At 34.7% G+C, this 18,868-nt stretch carries 20 protein-coding genes; 18 read left to right on the top strand and 2 right to left on the bottom strand.

The genetic code is table 11. The features are described from left to right. Positions 1–56: 56 nt before the first annotated feature. Positions 57–869, bottom strand: coding sequence for a GLPGLI family protein (locus HNQ00_RS15365; protein ID WP_173839388.1), 813 nt, complete (start codon positions 867–869; stop codon positions 57–59). A gap of 415 nt (positions 870–1,284) precedes the next feature. After that, positions 1,285–1,632: a toxin-antitoxin system YwqK family antitoxin gene (locus HNQ00_RS15370; RefSeq protein ID WP_173839389.1), complete on the bottom strand. Its 348-nt coding sequence runs from the start codon at positions 1,630–1,632 to the stop codon at positions 1,285–1,287. A 231-nt stretch (positions 1,633–1,863) separates the two neighbouring features. On the opposite strand from HNQ00_RS15370, the gene aspS reads away from it, so the two are divergent. The 18 genes from aspS (at position 1,864) to HNQ00_RS15460 (ending at position 18,753) form a co-directional block, all read left to right on the top strand. Next, positions 1,864–3,618 carry an aspartate--tRNA ligase gene (gene aspS / locus HNQ00_RS15375; RefSeq protein WP_173839390.1) on the top strand — a complete coding sequence of 585 codons (1,755 nt, stop codon included), beginning with the start codon at positions 1,864–1,866 and terminating at the stop codon, positions 3,616–3,618. Between the two features lie 108 nt (positions 3,619–3,726). Beyond that, complete coding sequence (locus HNQ00_RS15380; RefSeq protein WP_007137066.1) at positions 3,727–3,921, top strand: cold-shock protein; 195 nt, start codon at positions 3,727–3,729, stop codon at positions 3,919–3,921. 233 nt (positions 3,922–4,154) lie between these two features. Beyond that, positions 4,155–4,520 carry an NADH-quinone oxidoreductase subunit A gene (locus HNQ00_RS15385; protein WP_173839391.1) on the top strand — a complete coding sequence of 122 codons (366 nt, stop codon included), beginning with the start codon at positions 4,155–4,157 and terminating at the stop codon, positions 4,518–4,520. A gap of 75 nt (positions 4,521–4,595) precedes the next feature. Next, the gene (locus HNQ00_RS15390; protein ID WP_026707811.1) at positions 4,596–5,144 is read left to right on the top strand and encodes an NADH-quinone oxidoreductase subunit B; all 549 of its coding nucleotides are present in this window, start codon (positions 4,596–4,598) and stop codon (positions 5,142–5,144) included. Between the two features lie 5 nt (positions 5,145–5,149). Beyond that, on the top strand, positions 5,150–5,671 hold the full coding sequence (locus tag HNQ00_RS15395; RefSeq protein WP_173839392.1) for an NADH-quinone oxidoreductase subunit C: 522 nt from the start codon (positions 5,150–5,152) through the stop codon (positions 5,669–5,671). A 32-nt stretch (positions 5,672–5,703) separates the two neighbouring features. Continuing rightward, entirely contained in the window at positions 5,704–6,942 is a 1,239-nt protein-coding gene (locus tag HNQ00_RS15400; RefSeq protein ID WP_173839393.1) for an NADH-quinone oxidoreductase subunit D, read from the top strand. Between the two features lie 51 nt (positions 6,943–6,993). Then, positions 6,994–7,524 carry an NADH-quinone oxidoreductase subunit NuoE family protein gene (locus HNQ00_RS15405; RefSeq protein WP_173839394.1) on the top strand — a complete coding sequence of 177 codons (531 nt, stop codon included), beginning with the start codon at positions 6,994–6,996 and terminating at the stop codon, positions 7,522–7,524. A gap of 1 nt (position 7,525) precedes the next feature. Beyond that, a complete protein-coding gene (gene nuoF / locus HNQ00_RS15410) occupies positions 7,526–8,893 on the top strand; it encodes an NADH-quinone oxidoreductase subunit NuoF (protein ID WP_173839395.1) in 1,368 nt (455 codons plus the stop codon). 90 nt (positions 8,894–8,983) lie between these two features. After that, the gene (locus HNQ00_RS15415) at positions 8,984–10,033 is read left to right on the top strand and encodes an NADH-quinone oxidoreductase subunit G (RefSeq protein ID WP_173839396.1); all 1,050 of its coding nucleotides are present in this window, start codon (positions 8,984–8,986) and stop codon (positions 10,031–10,033) included. 3 nt (positions 10,034–10,036) lie between these two features. Next, on the top strand, positions 10,037–11,089 hold the full coding sequence (nuoH, locus tag HNQ00_RS15420) for an NADH-quinone oxidoreductase subunit NuoH (RefSeq protein WP_173839397.1): 1,053 nt from the start codon (positions 10,037–10,039) through the stop codon (positions 11,087–11,089). 168 nt (positions 11,090–11,257) lie between these two features. After that, positions 11,258–11,803, top strand: coding sequence for a NuoI/complex I 23 kDa subunit family protein (locus HNQ00_RS15425; protein ID WP_173839398.1), 546 nt, complete (start codon positions 11,258–11,260; stop codon positions 11,801–11,803). Further along, positions 11,803–12,315: an NADH-quinone oxidoreductase subunit J family protein gene (locus tag HNQ00_RS15430; RefSeq protein WP_173839399.1), complete on the top strand. Its 513-nt coding sequence runs from the start codon at positions 11,803–11,805 to the stop codon at positions 12,313–12,315. The genes HNQ00_RS15425 and HNQ00_RS15430 overlap by 1 nt, the downstream gene beginning before the upstream one ends. Next, entirely contained in the window at positions 12,315–12,635 is a 321-nt protein-coding gene (nuoK, locus tag HNQ00_RS15435; RefSeq protein ID WP_026707820.1) for an NADH-quinone oxidoreductase subunit NuoK, read from the top strand. Before HNQ00_RS15430 ends, nuoK begins: the two co-directional genes overlap by 1 nt. 6 nt (positions 12,636–12,641) lie before the next feature. Further along, entirely contained in the window at positions 12,642–14,525 is a 1,884-nt protein-coding gene (gene nuoL / locus HNQ00_RS15440; RefSeq protein WP_173839400.1) for an NADH-quinone oxidoreductase subunit L, read from the top strand. Positions 14,526–14,534: 9 nt separating this feature from the next. Then, positions 14,535–15,977 (top strand): complex I subunit 4 family protein, encoded by a 1,443-nt coding sequence (locus tag HNQ00_RS15445; RefSeq protein ID WP_173839401.1) that lies wholly within the window; start codon positions 14,535–14,537, stop codon positions 15,975–15,977. 13 nt (positions 15,978–15,990) lie between these two features. Then, positions 15,991–17,361, top strand: a complete 1,371-nt coding sequence (locus HNQ00_RS15450; RefSeq protein WP_173839402.1) for an NADH-quinone oxidoreductase subunit N — start codon at positions 15,991–15,993, stop codon at positions 17,359–17,361. 180 nt (positions 17,362–17,541) lie between these two features. Continuing rightward, complete coding sequence (locus tag HNQ00_RS15455; protein ID WP_173839403.1) at positions 17,542–17,916, top strand: hypothetical protein; 375 nt, start codon at positions 17,542–17,544, stop codon at positions 17,914–17,916. A 120-nt stretch (positions 17,917–18,036) separates the two neighbouring features. Continuing rightward, the gene (locus tag HNQ00_RS15460) at positions 18,037–18,753 is read left to right on the top strand and encodes a DsbA family oxidoreductase (protein WP_173839404.1); all 717 of its coding nucleotides are present in this window, start codon (positions 18,037–18,039) and stop codon (positions 18,751–18,753) included. Positions 18,754–18,868 lie beyond the last annotated feature (115 nt).

The raw sequence follows: 18,868 nt of genomic DNA on the forward strand, positions 1-18,868 counted from the left end.
TTTAGCCAATCGAAATAGTATAATTAGTGGCACTAAAAATAGCCGCTACATAACTATTAATCATTAATTTCCAATGGATTATTTTCATATTTCAATCGCTCCTTAGCTCTTTGATCAGCTCGGTCATTAAATTCTTTTGGAAATGCAATTCCTCCAGTATTTAGAATAGAAGATGGCTTCACACGATAGTTCTTTTTAAGTGTTGCATAATCTGCTTTAGAAAGAAAAATGGGTTTAGCTGCGATAATGGCAGTATCAAAAAATGATTTACTGTTTTTAATATTAATTGCATTGAACTGATAATAATTATTAGTGTCATATAGCGATAAGATCAAACCAGGCAATCCATGAAATTTATAAGGCCCATCGGTAACGTTGATCCCAGGAGCATACCAAGCAATATAATCTCTACCTGCAAATTGGGTTGTGGCTTTTTTACATTTATATCCCAATATTTCTCTTTGACCTTCTTCCAGTTTCCAGTTAAATTTATCTAATGTTTGATTATACATGTATGTGTCTCCTTTTATCCATTCACTATACATCATTTCATTATTTTTAAAATTTTTTGTTACCGTATAATTTAATCTAGTATTGGGTATTGCCTCTCTTTCAGGCATAATACCAGATTGTTTTAAATCATTAGTAAGCTCCATTAACTTTATGTTATTCACACTCGAATAAATAGAATAATCTTTGGCAATTTTCAAGACTGTTTCTTCTGTTTGGGTACCCATTAAATCCTCTTTATTAACCTGAAAAAAGTAATCATACGTAATTTCGTATTTCAAAGTTCCTTTAGGGAAATTTTGTGAAAAGGATACGCCACTAGTAAAAAGGCAAATAGCGAGCAGCAAAATAGATTTCATAGGTAAGCTTTTATATAAGTAACAGTTCAGTAAATAATTAATGTAGTAAATTACTGCAGCCATATTTTCGATTTAAGTTCCTACTTTTTATCTAAAAATTTGCTTAAAACACTCTACAGCAATCAACTAAAGCAATATTGTAAGACAAATATGAAACAAAACAATCAAAAAACAGCTAATTGAAAGCTTTTTTTTTAAACAGTCATAAATATTCAGCAAACTTTTATATACTGTTTGCAGCACTTACTGTGACTAGTCAAATTATTCTTTACATTAAAATCATACCGTTGATAAAACCATGAAAATAGATTAAATAGCAGTGTATAAAACAACTTATTATATTTTTAAGTCAATTAAGGGCATAAAAAAAGCCCTCATATAAATGAGAGCTCTATTATAAATTATTAGGTCTTAACTAATCAATGTTAACTAAGTTGTCTTTTTTTGAATTTTTAACTGATGCAACTCTATTATCTGCGTACACTACTTCATTTACAGCTAAATTGTTGTAAAACATCCATTTCCCAACTTTTTCTCCTTTATTATATTCAGCGACAGCTGTTTTGTTTCCATTTATATCAAACGAGACCCATTTTCCTTGTAATTTTCCATTTTCATAGAAACCTTCTTGTTGCACTTGCCCATTATCATATAAATAAGTTGCCTTTACTAAATTTCCTACTGCTTCTAATTTCGGTTGTTTGTTTTGTGCCATCATTACACTTGAAATTAAAACTGCTGCAATCATTATATACTTCTTCATCTTTTAAGGTTTTAATTATTATATACACAAATATAAGAAGGTATTTACAATTAAAAAACAATTTGGTAACAATTTAATAACATTGGACAAAACCTTAACATTGGAAATAAAATAAACTACACATTAAGCCCGCTAAAAAAAACAATTTAGACAATCCATTCTTCATAAATAGTTCTAAATTTGCAACCAAGTCCATCTACAAAAAGAGGACTAATCTTAAATATTTTTATAATGTATAGAAGTCATAATTGTGGCGAATTAAATGCCTCACATATAAATACCGAAGTAACTTTAGCTGGATGGGTTCAAAAATCCCGCGATAAAGGATTTATGAATTGGGTTGATTTAAGAGACCGTTATGGAATCACACAATTAATTTTTGACGAAGGTCGTACAGACAAAAACGTATTCGAACAAGCAAAAACTTTAGGTCGCGAATTTGTAATTCAAGTTAAAGGGACGGTTATCGAGCGCGAAGCTAAAAACAAAAATATCGCTACCGGAGAAATAGAAATTCTAGTTACTGAACTAACTATTTTAAACGCAGCATTGACTCCTCCATTTACTATCGAAGATGAAACTGATGGTGGAGAAGATATTCGAATGAAATACCGTTACTTAGACATTAGACGTAATCCTGTAAAAAACAGCCTTCTTTTTCGTCACAAAGTAGCCATGGAGGTTCGTAAATACTTATCTGATCTAGATTTTTGTGAAGTAGAAACGCCATACTTAATCAAATCTACTCCTGAGGGAGCAAGAGATTTTGTTGTTCCTTCTCGAATGAATGCAGGACAATTCTACGCACTACCACAATCACCACAAACGTTCAAACAATTGTTGATGGTAGGTGGAATGGACAAGTATTTCCAAATCGTAAAATGTTTCCGCGATGAAGATTTACGTGCAGACAGACAACCCGAATTCACACAAATTGACTGTGAAATGGCATTTGTAGAGCAAGAAGATATTTTGAATATTTTTGAAGGACTTACACGTCATTTACTAAAAGAGATAAAAGGAGTTGAGGTAGACAAATTTCCACGCATGACGTATGAGCATGCCATGAAAACTTACGGAAACGACAAACCAGACATCCGTTTTGGGATGGAGTTTGGAGAATTAAATGAATTTGCACAACACAAAGAATTCCCCGTTTTTAACGCAGCCGAATTAGTTGTAGGGATTGCAGTTCCAGGAGCAGGAAATTACACTCGTAAAGAGATCGATGCTTTAATCGACTGGGTTAAGCGTCCGCAAGTAGGCGCATCTGGAATGGTGTATGCAAAATGCAACGAGGATGGATCATTTAAATCATCTGTTGATAAATTTTACGACCAAGATGACCTAGCCAATTGGGCAAAAGTAACTGAAGCTAAAGCTGGAGACATGATTTTTGTACTTTCAGGTCCTGCAGATAAAACTAGAGCACAATTAAGCGCACTACGTATGGAACTAGCAACGCGATTGGGATTAAGAAATCCAGCGGTATTTGCTCCATTATGGGTAATTGATTTCCCATTATTAGAATTTGATGAAGAATCTGGACGTTACCACGCTATGCACCACCCGTTTACATCACCTAAACCAGAAGACATGCATTTACTAGAGACAGATCCTGGTAAAGTAAGAGCCAATGCTTATGATATGGTATTAAACGGAAACGAAATAGGTGGAGGATCGATTCGTATTCACGATAAAACAACCCAGCAATTAATGTTTAAATACCTAGGCTTCACAGAAGAAGAAGCCAAAGCACAATTTGGATTCTTAATGGACGCATTCCAGTTTGGCGCACCACCACACGGAGGATTGGCTTTTGGACTAGATCGATTAGTAGCCATATTGGGTGGACAAGAGACCATTAGAGATTTTATCGCTTTTCCTAAAAATAATTCAGGAAGAGATGTAATGATAGATGCGCCGTCAGCTATTGATGCAGTACAATTAAAAGAACTACACATTGATTTAAACGTAAATAATTAAGCGAAAACGCTGAAAATCAATTATTTTTATAAAAAAATTCACAATAATGGTATTCGTATGATATTAAATATTACATTTGCCTTATTATAAATTATTATTACTATTACAATGCGTACAGGTACAGTTAAATTTTTCAATGAGTCTAAAGGTTACGGATTCATTACAGACGAAGAAACAGGAAAAGACATTTTTGTTCACGCTTCAGGAATCAACGCGGAAGAATTACGCGAAGGTGACAGAGTTAGCTATGAAGAAGAAGAAGGAAGAAAAGGGAAAGTTGCTGCGAAAGTAGCAGTTATCTAAGCAAAATATTTTTTGCCTACGAATGTTTAAACGTTTCGATTTATTTCGAAACGTTTTTTTTTGGCTTAAACCAAAATATATTTGCTAGAAACAAATTTTAAAAGAGTTATTTATAATCATTAAAAATTACAACAATAAGGGATTTACACCACCACTTAATTAAAGTTTTGGCTTGTGTTTTAATTCCTTGAAACCTATCTTTGTTGCTTATTTTACCGCAAAAATCATTAATTATGCAATCTGATCAATTAAGTTACATCCCAATTTTAATGCAGTGTTTGTTAGCTGTAGGATTTGTTGTGGGAACAATTATTGTTTCTGGAAAATTAGGTCCAAAAAGAAAGTCGGAAACTAAAGATAAAAACTTTGAGTGCGGTATCGAATCTGTTGGTAACGCTCGTATTCCTTTCTCAGTAAAATACTTTCTAGTAGCGATCTTATTTGTTCTTTTTGACGTAGAGGTGATTTTCTTATACCCTTGGGCAATTAACTTCAAGGAATTAGGAATGGAAGGAATGGTTAAAATGGTAATATTCATGATGCTTCTTTTGGTGGGGTTTTTCTACATCATCAAGAAAAAAGCATTAGAGTGGGAATAACAATTACCGCATAGTATCAATTTTAGATTTGGCTTAAGGCCAAAATTTAAAGCTTACAATTCAAAATTAAAGAAAATGAGTAATTCAAATACAAATATGGTTGCCGCACCAGATGGCGTTGTTGGAGAAGGTTTCTTCGCTACAAAGCTTAATGATGTTGTAGGTTTAGCGAGAGCAAATTCATTGTGGCCACTACCGTTTGCGACTTCTTGTTGCGGAATTGAATTTATGGCAACAATGGCTTCTCACTATGATTTAGCACGATTTGGTTCTGAGCGTGTGAGTTTCTCTCCTCGTCAAGCAGATATGCTAATGGTTATGGGAACAATCTCTAAAAAAATGGCCCCTATTTTACGCCAAGTTTATGAACAAATGTCTGAGCCACGCTGGGTAATCGCTGTTGGTGCTTGCGCATCATCAGGTGGTATTTTTGATACATACTCAGTATTGCAAGGAATCGACAAGGTAATTCCAGTTGACGTTTACGTTCCAGGATGCCCACCTAGACCAGAACAAATTGTTGATGGTGTTATGAAATTACAAGAATTAGTAAAAACAGAATCTGTAAGAAGAAGAAGTTCTCCTGAATACCAAGAGTTACTAGCTTCATACAATATCAAATAATTGAGATGGCTGTAGAAAACAACGACATTCAAGAGAAATTAACAGCAACATTTGGAGCAGCTGTATCTAATTTTCATGAAGATAGAGACATCTTCACACTAGAGATTACTGCTGATATCAATACTGCCGTAATCTTGTTCTTAAAAAATGATCCTGCCCTGCGTTTTCATTTTTTAACTGATTTATGTGGTGTTCATTACCCTAAAAATCCTATTGACAGACAATTTGCTATTGTTTACCACCTTCACAACTGGTATGATAACAAACGAATTAAAATAAAAGCATTTATCAACGGGGATAAACCTGAGATAAAAACAATATCAAAAATATTCTTGAGTTCAAACTGGATGGAGCGAGAAACTTATGATTTTTACGGTGTAAACTTCATTGGTCATCCTCAATTAAAGCGAATTTTGAATATGGACGAAATGATTTCTTTTCCTATGCGAAAAGAATTCCCTTTAGAAGATGGCGGACGTACTGATAAAGACGACCGTTTCTTTGGAAGAACAGTAGACAATTGCTAAAAACTCAATATATAATTTTTCACATTCTATAAATGTCAGAACTATTATTACCACCAGAGCATCGTTATGCTAAAATAATCAAAGAGAAGCTAAATGAAGATGGAAGCGAGCTTTCAATCTTAAATTTAGGTCCTACTCACCCAGCTACACACGGTATTTTCCAAAATATCTTATTGATGGATGGAGAGCGAATCTTAGAAGCCGAACCAACAATTGGTTACATACACCGTGCTTTTGAGAAAATTGCTGAAAACCGTCCGTTTTACCAAATTACGCCTCTTACTGACCGTATGAACTATTGCTCCTCCCCTATTAATAATATGGGATGGTGGATGACATTAGAAAAACTACTGAATATTGAAGTTCCTAAACGTGCGCAATATTTAAGAGTAATTGTAATGGAACTAGCTAGAATTACGGATCATATTATCTGTAACTCTATCCTTGGAGTAGATACTGGAGCCTACACTGGTTTTCTTTATGTATTTCAATTTAGAGAGAAAGTTTACGAAATCTATGAAGAAATTTGTGGTGCTCGTTTAACAACAAATATGGGACGTCTAGGTGGATTTGAAAGAGACTGGTCTGCAGAAGCTTTTAGAAAACTAGACGTATTTTTAGAAGAATTTCCAGCAGCTTGGAAAGAGTTTGAAAATTTATTCGAAAGAAATAGAATCTTTATTGATAGAACAGTAAATGTAGGGGCAATTTCTGCAGAACAAGCAATGTCATATGGATTCACGGGACCTAACTTGCGTGCTGCAGGTGTAGATTATGATGTGCGTGTTGCACAACCCTACAGCTCATACGAAGATTTTGATTTTATTGTACCTGTTGGACAATCAGGAGATACTTACGATCGTTTTTGCGTTCGTAATGCCGAAGTTTGGGAAAGTTTAAGCATCATCCGTCAAGCATTAGAAAAAATGCCTGCAGGAAATGAGTACCATGCCGAAGTTCCTGACTACTATCTTCCTCCAAAAGAGGATGTGTATACTAATATGGAGTCCCTAATTTATCACTTTAAGATTGTAATGGGAGAAGTACCTGTTCCAGTGGCAGAAATTTACCATCCTGTTGAAGGAGGAAATGGTGAAATAGGATTTTACCTAATCACAGACGGTAGTCGCACGCCATATAGACTTCACTTTAGAAGGCCTTGTTTTATTTATTATCAAGCATACCCAGAAATGATAAAAGGTGCATTATTATCTGATGCAATTGTTATCTTATCAAGTTTAAATGTAATTGCAGGAGAGTTAGATGCTTAAAAAAAATTCAAACGTCATATTACTGATTTTTGATTGCAGATTTAAAAGAAAATGGAAAAAACACATTACAAACAAGAAATAAACATGACTCCTGAGTTAATGGCACGTATCAATGAATTGATTAGCCATTACCCAGAAGACAAGCGTAAATCAGCATTACTACCTGTATTACATGAGGCGCAAGATGCTCATGAAAACTGGTTAAGTATTGAACTTCAAGATAAAGTTGCTGAAATATTACATATAAAACCTGTTGAAGTATATGAAGTAGTCACTTTTTATACGATGTACAATACAAAACCAATTGGGAAATACATGTTTGAATTTTGTCAAACTTCACCTTGTTGTTTAAAGGGAACAGAAGATTTGATGGATTATACTTGTGAAAAACTAGGTGTAAAAGTAGGCGAAACTACTGCCGATGGACTATTTGAAGTTCGTGGTGTAGAATGTTTAGGTGCTTGTGGATATGCTCCAATGATGCAATTAGGTGATTTTTATAAAGAACACCTTACTGAAGATAAAATCGATCAGTTAATCACTGATTGTAGAGATGATAAAATAATATTACACGATAAATAAGATGTCAAGAAAAATATTATTAGATAAAATAAACGTTCCAGGAATCAAAACCTACGAAGTATACCGCAAAGAAGGTGGATATGCTTCTGTAGAAAAAGCGATGAAAGCAATGACTCCTGACGAAGTTGTTGAAGAAGTAAAAAAATCAGGACTTCGTGGTCGTGGTGGCGCTGGATTTCCTGCTGGAATGAAATGGAGTTTTATTGATAAAAAATCAGGAAAACCAAGACATTTAGTTTGTAATGCAGATGAGTCTGAGCCAGGGACATTCAAAGACCGTTATTTGATGGAATTTATTCCTCATTTATTGATCGAAGGAATGATCACTTCTAGCTTTGCCTTAGGTGCTAACCTATCATATATCTACATTCGTGGAGAATATATGTGGGTTTATAAAATATTAGAAAAAGCCATTGCCGAAGCGAAAGCAGCTGGTTGGTTAGGAAAAAACATATTAGGGACAGGGTACGACTTAGAACTTTACGTTCACTGTGGTGCCGGTGCTTACATTTGTGGTGAAGAGACTGCATTAATCGAATCATTAGAAGGAAAAAGAGGAAACCCTCGTATCAAGCCACCATTTCCAGCAGTTTCTGGATTGTGGGCTAACCCTACTGTGGTAAACAATGTAGAAACTATTGCCTCGGTGCCATGGATTGTTAATAATTCAGGTGATGAGTATGCCACAATAGGAATAGGAAGATCTACGGGAACCAAGTTAATTTCGGCTTCAGGGCATGTGAAAAACCCAGGTGTTTACGAAATCGAATTGGGATTATCTGTGTACGAATTCATGAATTCTGATGAATACCTTGGTGGAATGAGTTCTGACAGACCTTTGAAAGCATTAGTACCTGGAGGATCATCAGTACCAATTTTACCAGCTGACTTGATTTATAAAACAGCAAACGGTGAAGATCGTTTGATGACGTATGAATCATTAAGTGATGGAGGCTTTGCAACAGGATCAATGTTAGGTTCAGGTGGATTTATTGTTTACAATGACACTTCATGTATTGTAAGAAACACATGGAATTTCTCTCGCTTTTACCACCATGAAAGTTGTGGTCAATGTACTCCTTGCCGTGAAGGTACGGGATGGTTAGAGAAAGTTTTATGGAGAATAGAAAACGGTCAAGGTCGTGAAGAAGACATCGATTTACTATGGAGTATTCAAAGTAAAATTGAAGGAAACACGATTTGCCCACTTGGAGATGCAGCTTCATGGCCAGTAGCAGCAGCTATTCGTCATTTTAGAGATGAGTTTGAATACCACGTTCGTTTTCCAGAAAAAATTAAAAATAGAAATCACTTTGTTGAAGAACCATTTGCTCAAGTAAAGCATTTAGTAACGAAGCAAACGGTATAAAAAAGTTTCAAGTTTCAAGTTTCAAGTTTTTTTAGTTTCACGTACTACACCTGAAACTTTAAACCTTAAACTAAATAAACAAAAAGATAAATGAAAGTAACAATAGACGGTCAAGAAATTGAAGTTGAAGCAGGAACAACCATCTTGCAAGCAGCACGTATGATTGGTGGAGAATCTGTTCCTCCAGCGATGTGTTATTACTCAAAACTAAAAGGTAGCGGTGGAAAATGCCGTTGTTGTTTAGTTGAAGTAGCTAAAGGTAGTGATGCCGACCCAAGACCGATGCCAAAGTTAATGGCTTCGTGTGTGACAGGTTGTATGGACGGAATGGAAGTGAATAGTAAACAATCAGACCGTGTGCGTGAAGCACGTCAATCGGTGACTGAATTTTTATTGATCAACCACCCATTAGACTGCCCTGTATGTGATCAAGCTGGAGAATGCGATTTGCAGGATTTAAGTTTTGAACACGGTAAATCAAAAACACGTTTTATTGAAGAAAAAAGAACATTCGAACCAGAAGATATTGGTCCGAATATTCAATTGCACATGAACCGTTGTATTTTATGTCAGAGATGTGTACAAGTAGCAGATCAATTGACTGATAACCGTGTACATGGTGTAATGGATAGAGGAGATCATGCAAACATTTCTACTTGCATCTCTAAAGCTATTGACAACGAGTTTTCTGGAAACATGATTGATGTATGCCCTGTAGGAGCATTAACTGATAAAACTTTTAGGTTTAAATCGAGAGTTTGGTTCAACAAACCGTACAACGCACATAGAGAATGTACTACTCCAGGATGCTGTGGTAAAACTACAGTATGGATGTTTGGTGACGAAATCCAACGTGTTACAGGTCGTAAAGACATCTACCACGAGGTAGAAGAATTCATTTGTAACGAATGTCGTTTTGACCACAAAGATCCAGCTGACTGGGTAATTGAAGGACCAAGAGAATTTGATAAAGATTCTGTTATCAATCAAAACAACTACACTCAAAAATTAGATACTGTTCATATCGCAACCGAAGAAGGAATTCTAAAAGGTAGAGAGCAAGACCGTAAAAAAATAAGTATGCCAGCTATCCCATTGGATAAAGAGCAGGAAGAAATTTTTAAAAAAGGTAATCTTTAGAAAATGGATAGTACAATTATAATAGAAAAAAGTATCATCATCTTAGTTGTTTTTGCAATTACGATGGTTATGGCAATGTACTCTACGCTAGCTGAGCGTAAGGTTGCTGCCTGGTTACAAGACCGAATTGGACCGAACAGAGCAGGTAAAGGTGGTTTACTACAACCACTTGCCGATGGTTTAAAATTATTTTCGAAAGAGGAATTTGAACCAGATACTCCTAATCGATTCTTGTTCTTTGTAGGACCTGCGGTTGCCATGAGTACTGCTTTAATGACTAGTGCCGTGATTCCTTGGGGAGATCATTTTCACCTTTTTGGAAGAGACATTATACTACAAGCTACAGATATTGACGTGGCTTTGTTATATGTTTTTGGGGTAATATCAGTAGGTGTATACGGAATCATGATTGGAGGATGGGCATCTAACAATAAGTTCTCATTGATAGGTGCGATACGTGCTGCGTCACAAATGGTTTCTTATGAAGTAGCGATGGGATTATCGATAATTGCATTATTGATGATGACAGGAACTTTAAGTTTAAGAGAGATTTCTGCACAGCAGCCTGGAATGCATTGGAATGTATTTTACCAACCACTTTCATTTTTGATTTTCTTGATTTGTGCTTTTGCAGAGACAAATAGAACACCATTTGACTTAGCTGAATGTGAGACTGAACTTATTGGAGGATACCACACAGAATACTCTTCTATGAAAATGGGTTTCTACTTATTTGCTGAATATGCAAATATGTTTATCTCTGCTACTATTCTTGCTGTATTGTTCTTTGGAGCATACAACTATCCAGGAATGGCTTGGGCTGTAGAAAACTGGGGAGTGAATATTGCTAACGTAATTGGGATAGGAGTATTATTTGCAAAAATATGTTTCTTTATCTTTTTTTATATGTGGGTAAGATGGACTATCCCGAGATTCAGATACGATCAATTGATGCATTTGGGATGGAGAATTTTAATTCCGTTGTCAATTATCAACATCATCATTACAGGAATTGTAATTTTGAGAGCTGAAATAGCAGTTTATTTAGGATTTTAAAATTCCTAAACCCGAAAGGGAAATTTAGGAAAGAAAATATGATTTATTAAAAGGAGGCCTAGCCCTGATAGCAGTGAAAATCCTTTTATCCTCAACCTTTTCAGGATAAAAAGATTGAAACGCCCCGAAGCATCGGGAGCAGGATTACCCTCAAATAAAAATAAAAAAATGTCAATAGAAACCATATCCTTATCAGGAAGAAAAAAAGTAGTCTCTAATAAAGAGATGACCTTTTTTGAGCGCATGTATCTTATTGCAATTGTCAAGGGTTTGATGATTACAATTAAGCATTTATTCACCAGAAAAGTTACGATTCAATATCCAGAGCAAGTTCGTGAGATGAGTCCTGTTTACCGTGGTCAACATCAATTAAAGCGTGATGAGCAAGGAAGAGAGAATTGTACTGCCTGTGGATTATGTGCGTTATCATGTCCTGCTGAGGCAATCACGATGAAGGCCGAAGAGCGCAAAACAGATGAAAAACATTTATATAGAGAAGAAAAATATGCTTCAATATATGAGATCAATATGTTGCGTTGCATTTTTTGTGGATTGTGTGAAGAGGCATGTCCTAAGGATGCAATTTACTTGACGACTTCAAAGGTATTGGTTCCTTCAAGTTATGAAAGAGAAGATTTTATTTTTGGAAAAGATAGATTGGTTATGCCTTTAGATATCGCAATGCAAAATGCACAACTTAAAAACGCTAATTAATGTCAACAGTACTAATTATATTTTGTGTTCTAGCTGCCATTACTTTGGCAACAGCCTTCTTGGCAATTTTTAGTAGAAACCCAATTCACAGTGCATTATACCTTGTAATTTGTTTCTTTTCGATTGCAGGTCATTACTTATTATTGAACTCACAGTTTCTTGCTATTGTTCACGTAATTGTATACTCTGGAGCGATCATGATTTTGTTTTTATTCACCATCATGTTAATGAACTTGAATAAAGAAAACGAAGTACACAAACCTAGAATAACTCGTTTAGGCGCAATTGTATCTTTTGGGTTAATTTGTGTGGTCTTAATATTGGTTTTCATCAATTCTAAACCAATCGTGGGAGAATACATCACTACAGGTGAAGACTACCAATCGATTAAAGTTTTAGGAAAGGTGCTCTTGAATGAATACATGGTTCCATTTGAATTTGCATCTATATTATTGTTAGTTGCAATGATTGGTACCGTTCTATTGTCTAAAAAAGAAAAAACAGAAAAATAATGAACAATATTTTAAACGAAATAGGAATCGAGAACTACATCTTCCTTTCTGTGATACTTTTTAGTATTGGGGTATTTGGAGTTTTATACAGACGTAATGCAATTATTGTTTTTATGTCAATCGAAATCATGTTGAATGCTGTCAACCTATTATTTGTAGCATTTTCTACGTACCATCAAGATGCGCAAGGACAAGTATTTGTCTTTTTCTCAATGGCAGTTGCAGCCGCAGAGGTTGCTGTAGGTCTCGCGATACTGGTATCGATATTTAGAAATTTAGGTTCGATTGATATCAATAATTTAAAAAACTTAAAAGGATAATAGATAATGAATACAAATTTAGCTTTACTCTTATTATTAGCTCCTTTTATAGGGTTTCTATTTAATATATTCTTCGGAAAAAGTATCGGAAAAACTGCTTCAGGAGTCATTGGAACTTTGACTGTTGCCTTATCTTTTGCTGTTACTTTATACTTTTTTGGACAAATATCTGTTTCGAAAACACCTATTCAAATTCAGTTATTCGATTGGATCCAAATTAGTAACTTCAAAGTAGATTTTGGTTTCTTGTTAGATCAGCTATCAGTATTATGGTTGCTTTTTGTAACAGGAATAGGTTCTCTAATACACCTATATTCTATAAGCTATATGCATGATGACGAGAACATGCATAAGTTTTTTGCTTACCTGAACTTGTTTATCTTTTTCATGATTACGCTTGTAATAGGTAGCAACTTGTTAGTTTTATTCATTGGTTGGGAAGGTGTTGGACTTTGCTCTTATTTGCTTATTGGATTCTGGCATAAAAACCAAGATTTTAATGACGCTGCTAAAAAAGCCTTCATCATGAACCGTATTGGAGATTTAGGTTTGCTAATTGGTATTTTTATCATCGGCTCTATGTTTTCAACTCTTGATTACGCTACTTTAAAAACAGCAATCACAGGAGCAACTAATTTAGATTTGTATTGGATTTCGATTGCAGCCTTCGCATTATTCATAGGAGCTTGCGGTAAATCAGCGCAAATTCCTTTGTACACTTGGTTACCAGATGCAATGGCAGGACCTACTCCAGTATCAGCATTGATACACGCAGCAACCATGGTAACTGCAGGTATTTTCATGATTACAAGGTTAAATTACATCTTTGATTTAGCGCCAGATGTTCAAAATATTATTGCCATTGTAGGAGCAGTTACTTCACTTGTAGCAGCAACAATAGCATTAGTACAAACAGATATTAAGAAAGTACTAGCCTACTCTACTGTATCACAATTAGGATTAATGTTTTTAGCATTAGGATTAGGTGCTTATGAAGTAGCCGTTTTTCACGTAATTACACACGCATTCTTTAAGGCTTGTTTATTCTTAGGATCAGGTTCGGTAATTCATGCTTTACATGGAGAACAAGACATGCGTAAAATGGGTGGGTTGAAAAAAGTAATGGGAATCACGTTTATCACATTCTTATTATCATCACTTGCCATCTCAGGAATCCCGCCTTTTTCAGGATTTTTCTCGAAAGATGAAATCTTAATGGTCGCTTTTGAGCACAATAAAGTATTGTGGTTCATTGCCTCCCTAGCCTCTTTATTGACTGCTTTTTATATGTTCCGTTTGTTATACCTTACTTTCTTCAAAGAATTTAGAGGAACAGCAGCACAAAAAAGCCTCTTACATGAGAGTCCGTCTTTAATCACTTTTCCTTTGATCGTACTAGCAATACTAGCGACTATAGGAGGATTAATTAGTTTACCAACAAATAGTTGGTTAAATGGCTATTTGTCTCCATTATTTTCGAAAGAAGTACATGAAGCACATCACTTTGGAACTACAGAATATGCTTTGATGGCTATTGCTGTAATTGCAGGATTGGTAGGTATAGGAGTAGCGTATTCTAAATACATCAAACAAAATCAAGTACCAGCAGAAGATGCTGAAATAACAGGTTTCTCAAAAGTACTGTACAACAAATATTATGTAGATGAATTTTACAATGTCCTTTTTGTGAATTCGATCAATAGCTTATCTAAGTTCTTTAGAGATTATGTAGAAACTACATTATCATCTGCAGTTTTTGGATTAGAAAAAATCGCTAACGAATTAGCTTTTCAAGGAAAGAAATTACAAAGCGGAAGTATTGGATTCTACCTATTTGTTTTTGTAATAGGTCTTTGTACCATAATAACCTATTTATTTTTAGCTCAATAATTTTATACTATGAATGTATCTCTAATATTAATTATACTTTTAGTTGGCGCATTTGCAACTTATTTAGCTGGTGATAAACTAGCTTCTAAAGTCGCATTGTTATTCAGTATTGCCTCTTTAGGATTATCTGTTGTGATGTTGAACCAATACAACCTTGGTGAAAACATTAATTTCATTAATCAATGGATTAACCAGCCAAATGTTTCATTTGCTTTGAACGCAGATGGATTAGCAATTGCTATGCTTTTGTTAACAACAGCATTAACACCTATTATCATATACTCTTCTTTTGGGAATGAATATAAAAACGCAAAATCATTTTACGCATTAATTTTATTCATGGCCTTTGCAATGTGCGGAACGTTCCTTGCTGCAGATGGTTTATTATATTATATATTCTGGGAGTTAGCATTAATCCCAATCTATTTTATTGCCTTAATCTGGGGTAATGGCGATGTAGAAGAACGTAAAAAAGCAGTTGTAAAATTCTTTATTTACACACTAGCAGGATCATTATTTATGTTAGTTGCTTTTATATACTTGTATCAAAAAGCAGGAAGCTTCTTAATCGAAGATTTATACAAATTGAATTTAACTGCATCAGAGCAACTGTGGATATTTTTAGCATTCTTTTTAGCGTATGCTATTAAAATCCCAATTATACCTTTCCATACATGGCAAGCAAATGTATACCAAAAAGCACCTACTGTAGGAACAATGCTTTTATCAGGTATCATGTTAAAAATGGGACTGTACAGTGTGATCCGCTGGCAATTGCCTATCGCTCCGTTAGCAGCAAAAGAATACATGTACATATTCATTGGTTTAGGAATTGCTGGTGTAATTTATGGTTCAATTGTCGCATTAAGACAAAAAGATTTAAAAAAATTATTAGCGTATTCGTCATTAGCGCACGTTGGGCTAATAGCAGCAGGATCGTATACACTTACAATCGATGGATTGCGTGGAGCAGTACTTCAAATGATTGCTCACGGATTTGTAGTAGTTGGTTTGTTCTTTGCATCTGAAATTATTTTTAGAAGGTACGAAACAAGAGTAATTGCCGAAATGGGAGGAATTCGTTCACAAGCAGTGAAATTTGCTTCTTTGTTCATGATTTTAGTTTTAGCATCTGTTGCTTTACCTACTACATTCAACTTTGTTGGAGAGTTTACAGTATTGTATAGCCTGTCTCAAATTAATGTTTGGTTTGCCATATTAGGTGGAACAACAATTATTTTAGGCGCTTACTATATGTTGAAAATGTACCAACACGTAATGCTAGGTGAACCAAATGCAAAATCATTTGCTGACGTTACTTTCAATGAAGGAGCGACCCTAGTGATTATCGTTGCAGTATTATTCTTTTTTGGGATGTATCCAAAACCAATCACAGATCTTATCACACCAAGTTTAGAAAATATCATTACTCAAATTAACAGAATTAACTAGTCAAATAAAAAAAATGAATACATTAATAGCTATAATAGGATTAGGTGTTTTATGCCTTTTATTTGAAATTTTCGAAGCGAGAAAAGCGATTATTCCAGTTACTGTAATTGGGCTACTAGCAATCTTTGGTCTAAATATGACCGACTTTAATAATCCGCAGTCGTATTACAACAATATGATCATTGTGAGTAAGTTTTCGGCAGCTTTCTCTGGTTTGTTTATCATTCTTACCATCTTCTTAGTGACGTTAGGTCACAAATTTTATCAGCACAATCAATCAAAAATATCTGATTTTATTGCAATCAAGATCTTCTTACTGGCAGGAGCAGTCGCTATGGTTTCTTTTGGAAATTTAGCAATGTACTTTTTAGGTATCGAGGTTTTATCCATTGCACTTTATATCTTAGCATCAAGTAACCGTTTGAGTATAAAAAGTAATGAAGCAGGATTAAAATACTTTTTAATGGGTTCTTTTGCTTCAGGGATTATCCTTTTTGGAATTTGCTTAATTTACGGAGCGATGGGAAGTTTTGACGTGATTGAAATAAGTGAACTATCACGCTCAGCTGAATTACCAGTTTGGTTCCCTATTGGAATCGTATTGGTATTCATTGGAATGCTATTTAAAATTGCTGCAGTTCCTTTCCACTTTTGGGCACCAGACGTCTATGAAGGCTCTCCTGCACTAACAACTGCATTAATGAGCACATTAGCTAAAGTGGTTGCAATTGCAACTTTATACAAGCTAGTAACTATCATGAATGCTGATCTTTCAGGAAATTTCCAGATGATGATTGTTATCGTATCAATGGCCTCAATGACTGTAGGTAATATTATGGCATTACGCCAGGTTAATGTAAAACGTATGTTGGCTTTCTCTGGAATTTCACATGCTGGTTTTATGTTAATGACTTTAGTTAGTACCGCAAATGCGGCAGGAACTCTATTGTACTACACTTCAGCATATGCACTAGCAGGTATAGCAGCTTTTAGCGTTATTTTATATGTATGTAAAAATAATGAAAACGAAGACATTACAAATTTCCACGGTTTAGGAAAAACAAATCCATTGTTAGCCGCAATTTTAACTGCAGCTTTATTGTCAATGGCCGGAATTCCTATTTTCTCAGGTTTCTTTGCAAAGTTGTTTTTATTCAATCAAACAATCCAAGCAGGCTTTATTGCACTAGTTATTGTTGCAATAATCAACTCTATTATAAGTGTAGGATATTATTTCAAACTAATTCTAGCTATGTATACTAAGGAACCAAATGAGACAAGAACTGCAACACCAGCAGTAATCTATATTGTAGCGGTGGTTTCTATAGTGCTAAACATCGCTCTAGGTTTGTTCCCATCAGTGGTGATGGATCTACTAGCATAGTTATCTATTTAAAAAAAACAGATCATAACCCATCAAAATTATTTGATGGGTTTTTTGCTTTATACCGTTCGTCGACATTAACTAACGGTCTAACCACAAAGACTCCTTCATCAATCGTTTTATAACGAGACATAGAACAAAATATAGTGATCTTTACTTTCAATTAATAAAAGAAAGCAAATGGGAACTTCAAAAAAATTAGGAATATGGATTGACCATTCTATGGCCTATTTAATGGAATTTACTTCTACTCCATTCGAAATAAAAATAGTTGAATCTGATTCAGAGGAACTCGCCTGTAATGCAACAACATTTGAGGAATTAATGGTCACAAAAAAAAGACTGTTGTTTACCTATTACAATAAAATAGCCCGCGAAATGAAGAACTACAACCAGTTCATTTTATTCGGACCTAATAATGCAAAATTGGAGCTGTTTGATGTACTAAGTGAAGATGACTATTTTTTTAATACTACAGTAGAAATTAAAAAAACAGACAGTATGACCTTTGCTGAACAACATAAATTCATCAAGGCCCACTTTACCCACTCCTAACCTACTTTGTTTGCATGATAGCGAATGCTAATTAAAGCTTAAAAGCTTCTATATTTTAATATTTTTCAAATACATTTGTATATACAAACTTTTAGAAAACGAATCTAAAAATAGATGATGATGGAAAACAAATTAAAAATACAAATATGGTCAGACATTATGTGCCCATATTGCTATATAGGAAAAAGAAGAATTGAAGGAGCGTTAGCGCAATTTAAACATAAAGACCGTGTAGAGATTGAGTGGAAAAGCTTTCAATTAGATTCAACTTTCGTAGCTTCTGAGAACGACGATATGGCTGAACACTTAGCTGAAAAATATCGTAAAGATGTTAGCTGGGCAAAAGAGATGATGGACAGTATGACTGAAAACGCAAAAAGTGCAGGATTGGACTTCAGATTTGACAAAGCAGTGATGGCAAATTCTTTCAATGCACATCGCTTATTGCATTTAGCAAAAAAGAACAATCTTTCTGACGCAATGGAAGAAACTTTATTCAAAGCATACTTAACAGACGGAGAAAATATAAACGATGCCGAAACCTTAAAAAGATTAGGCGTACAAGTTGGATTACAAGCAGAGGAAATTGAAGCATTACTATCTTCAGATCAATATGCAAATGATGTAAAAGCCGATATTTCCATGGCACAAAACATCGGAGTACAAGGAGTACCCTTCTTTGTATTCGATAATAAATATGCTGTTTCTGGAGCACAACATGTCGAGACTTTTGTACAAACACTTGATAAGGTTTGGGAAGAAGGAGATTTTGGCCCAAAATTGACAGTACTCAATAGTGAAGGAGGAGATAGTTGCGGTATTGAAGGCTGCAACTAATTAATTGATTAAAAACTAACTGTCTAGTCCTAAATAAACGATACAGATTATTGGGATAAAAATAATTAATCAAACACTTGCAAGAACGTTTTTGCAAGTGTTTTTTGTTTTATAT

It is taken from the genome of Flavobacterium aeripolare (assembly GCF_013294025.1).
Taxonomy (GTDB): Bacteria; Bacteroidota; Bacteroidia; order Flavobacteriales; family Flavobacteriaceae; genus Flavobacterium.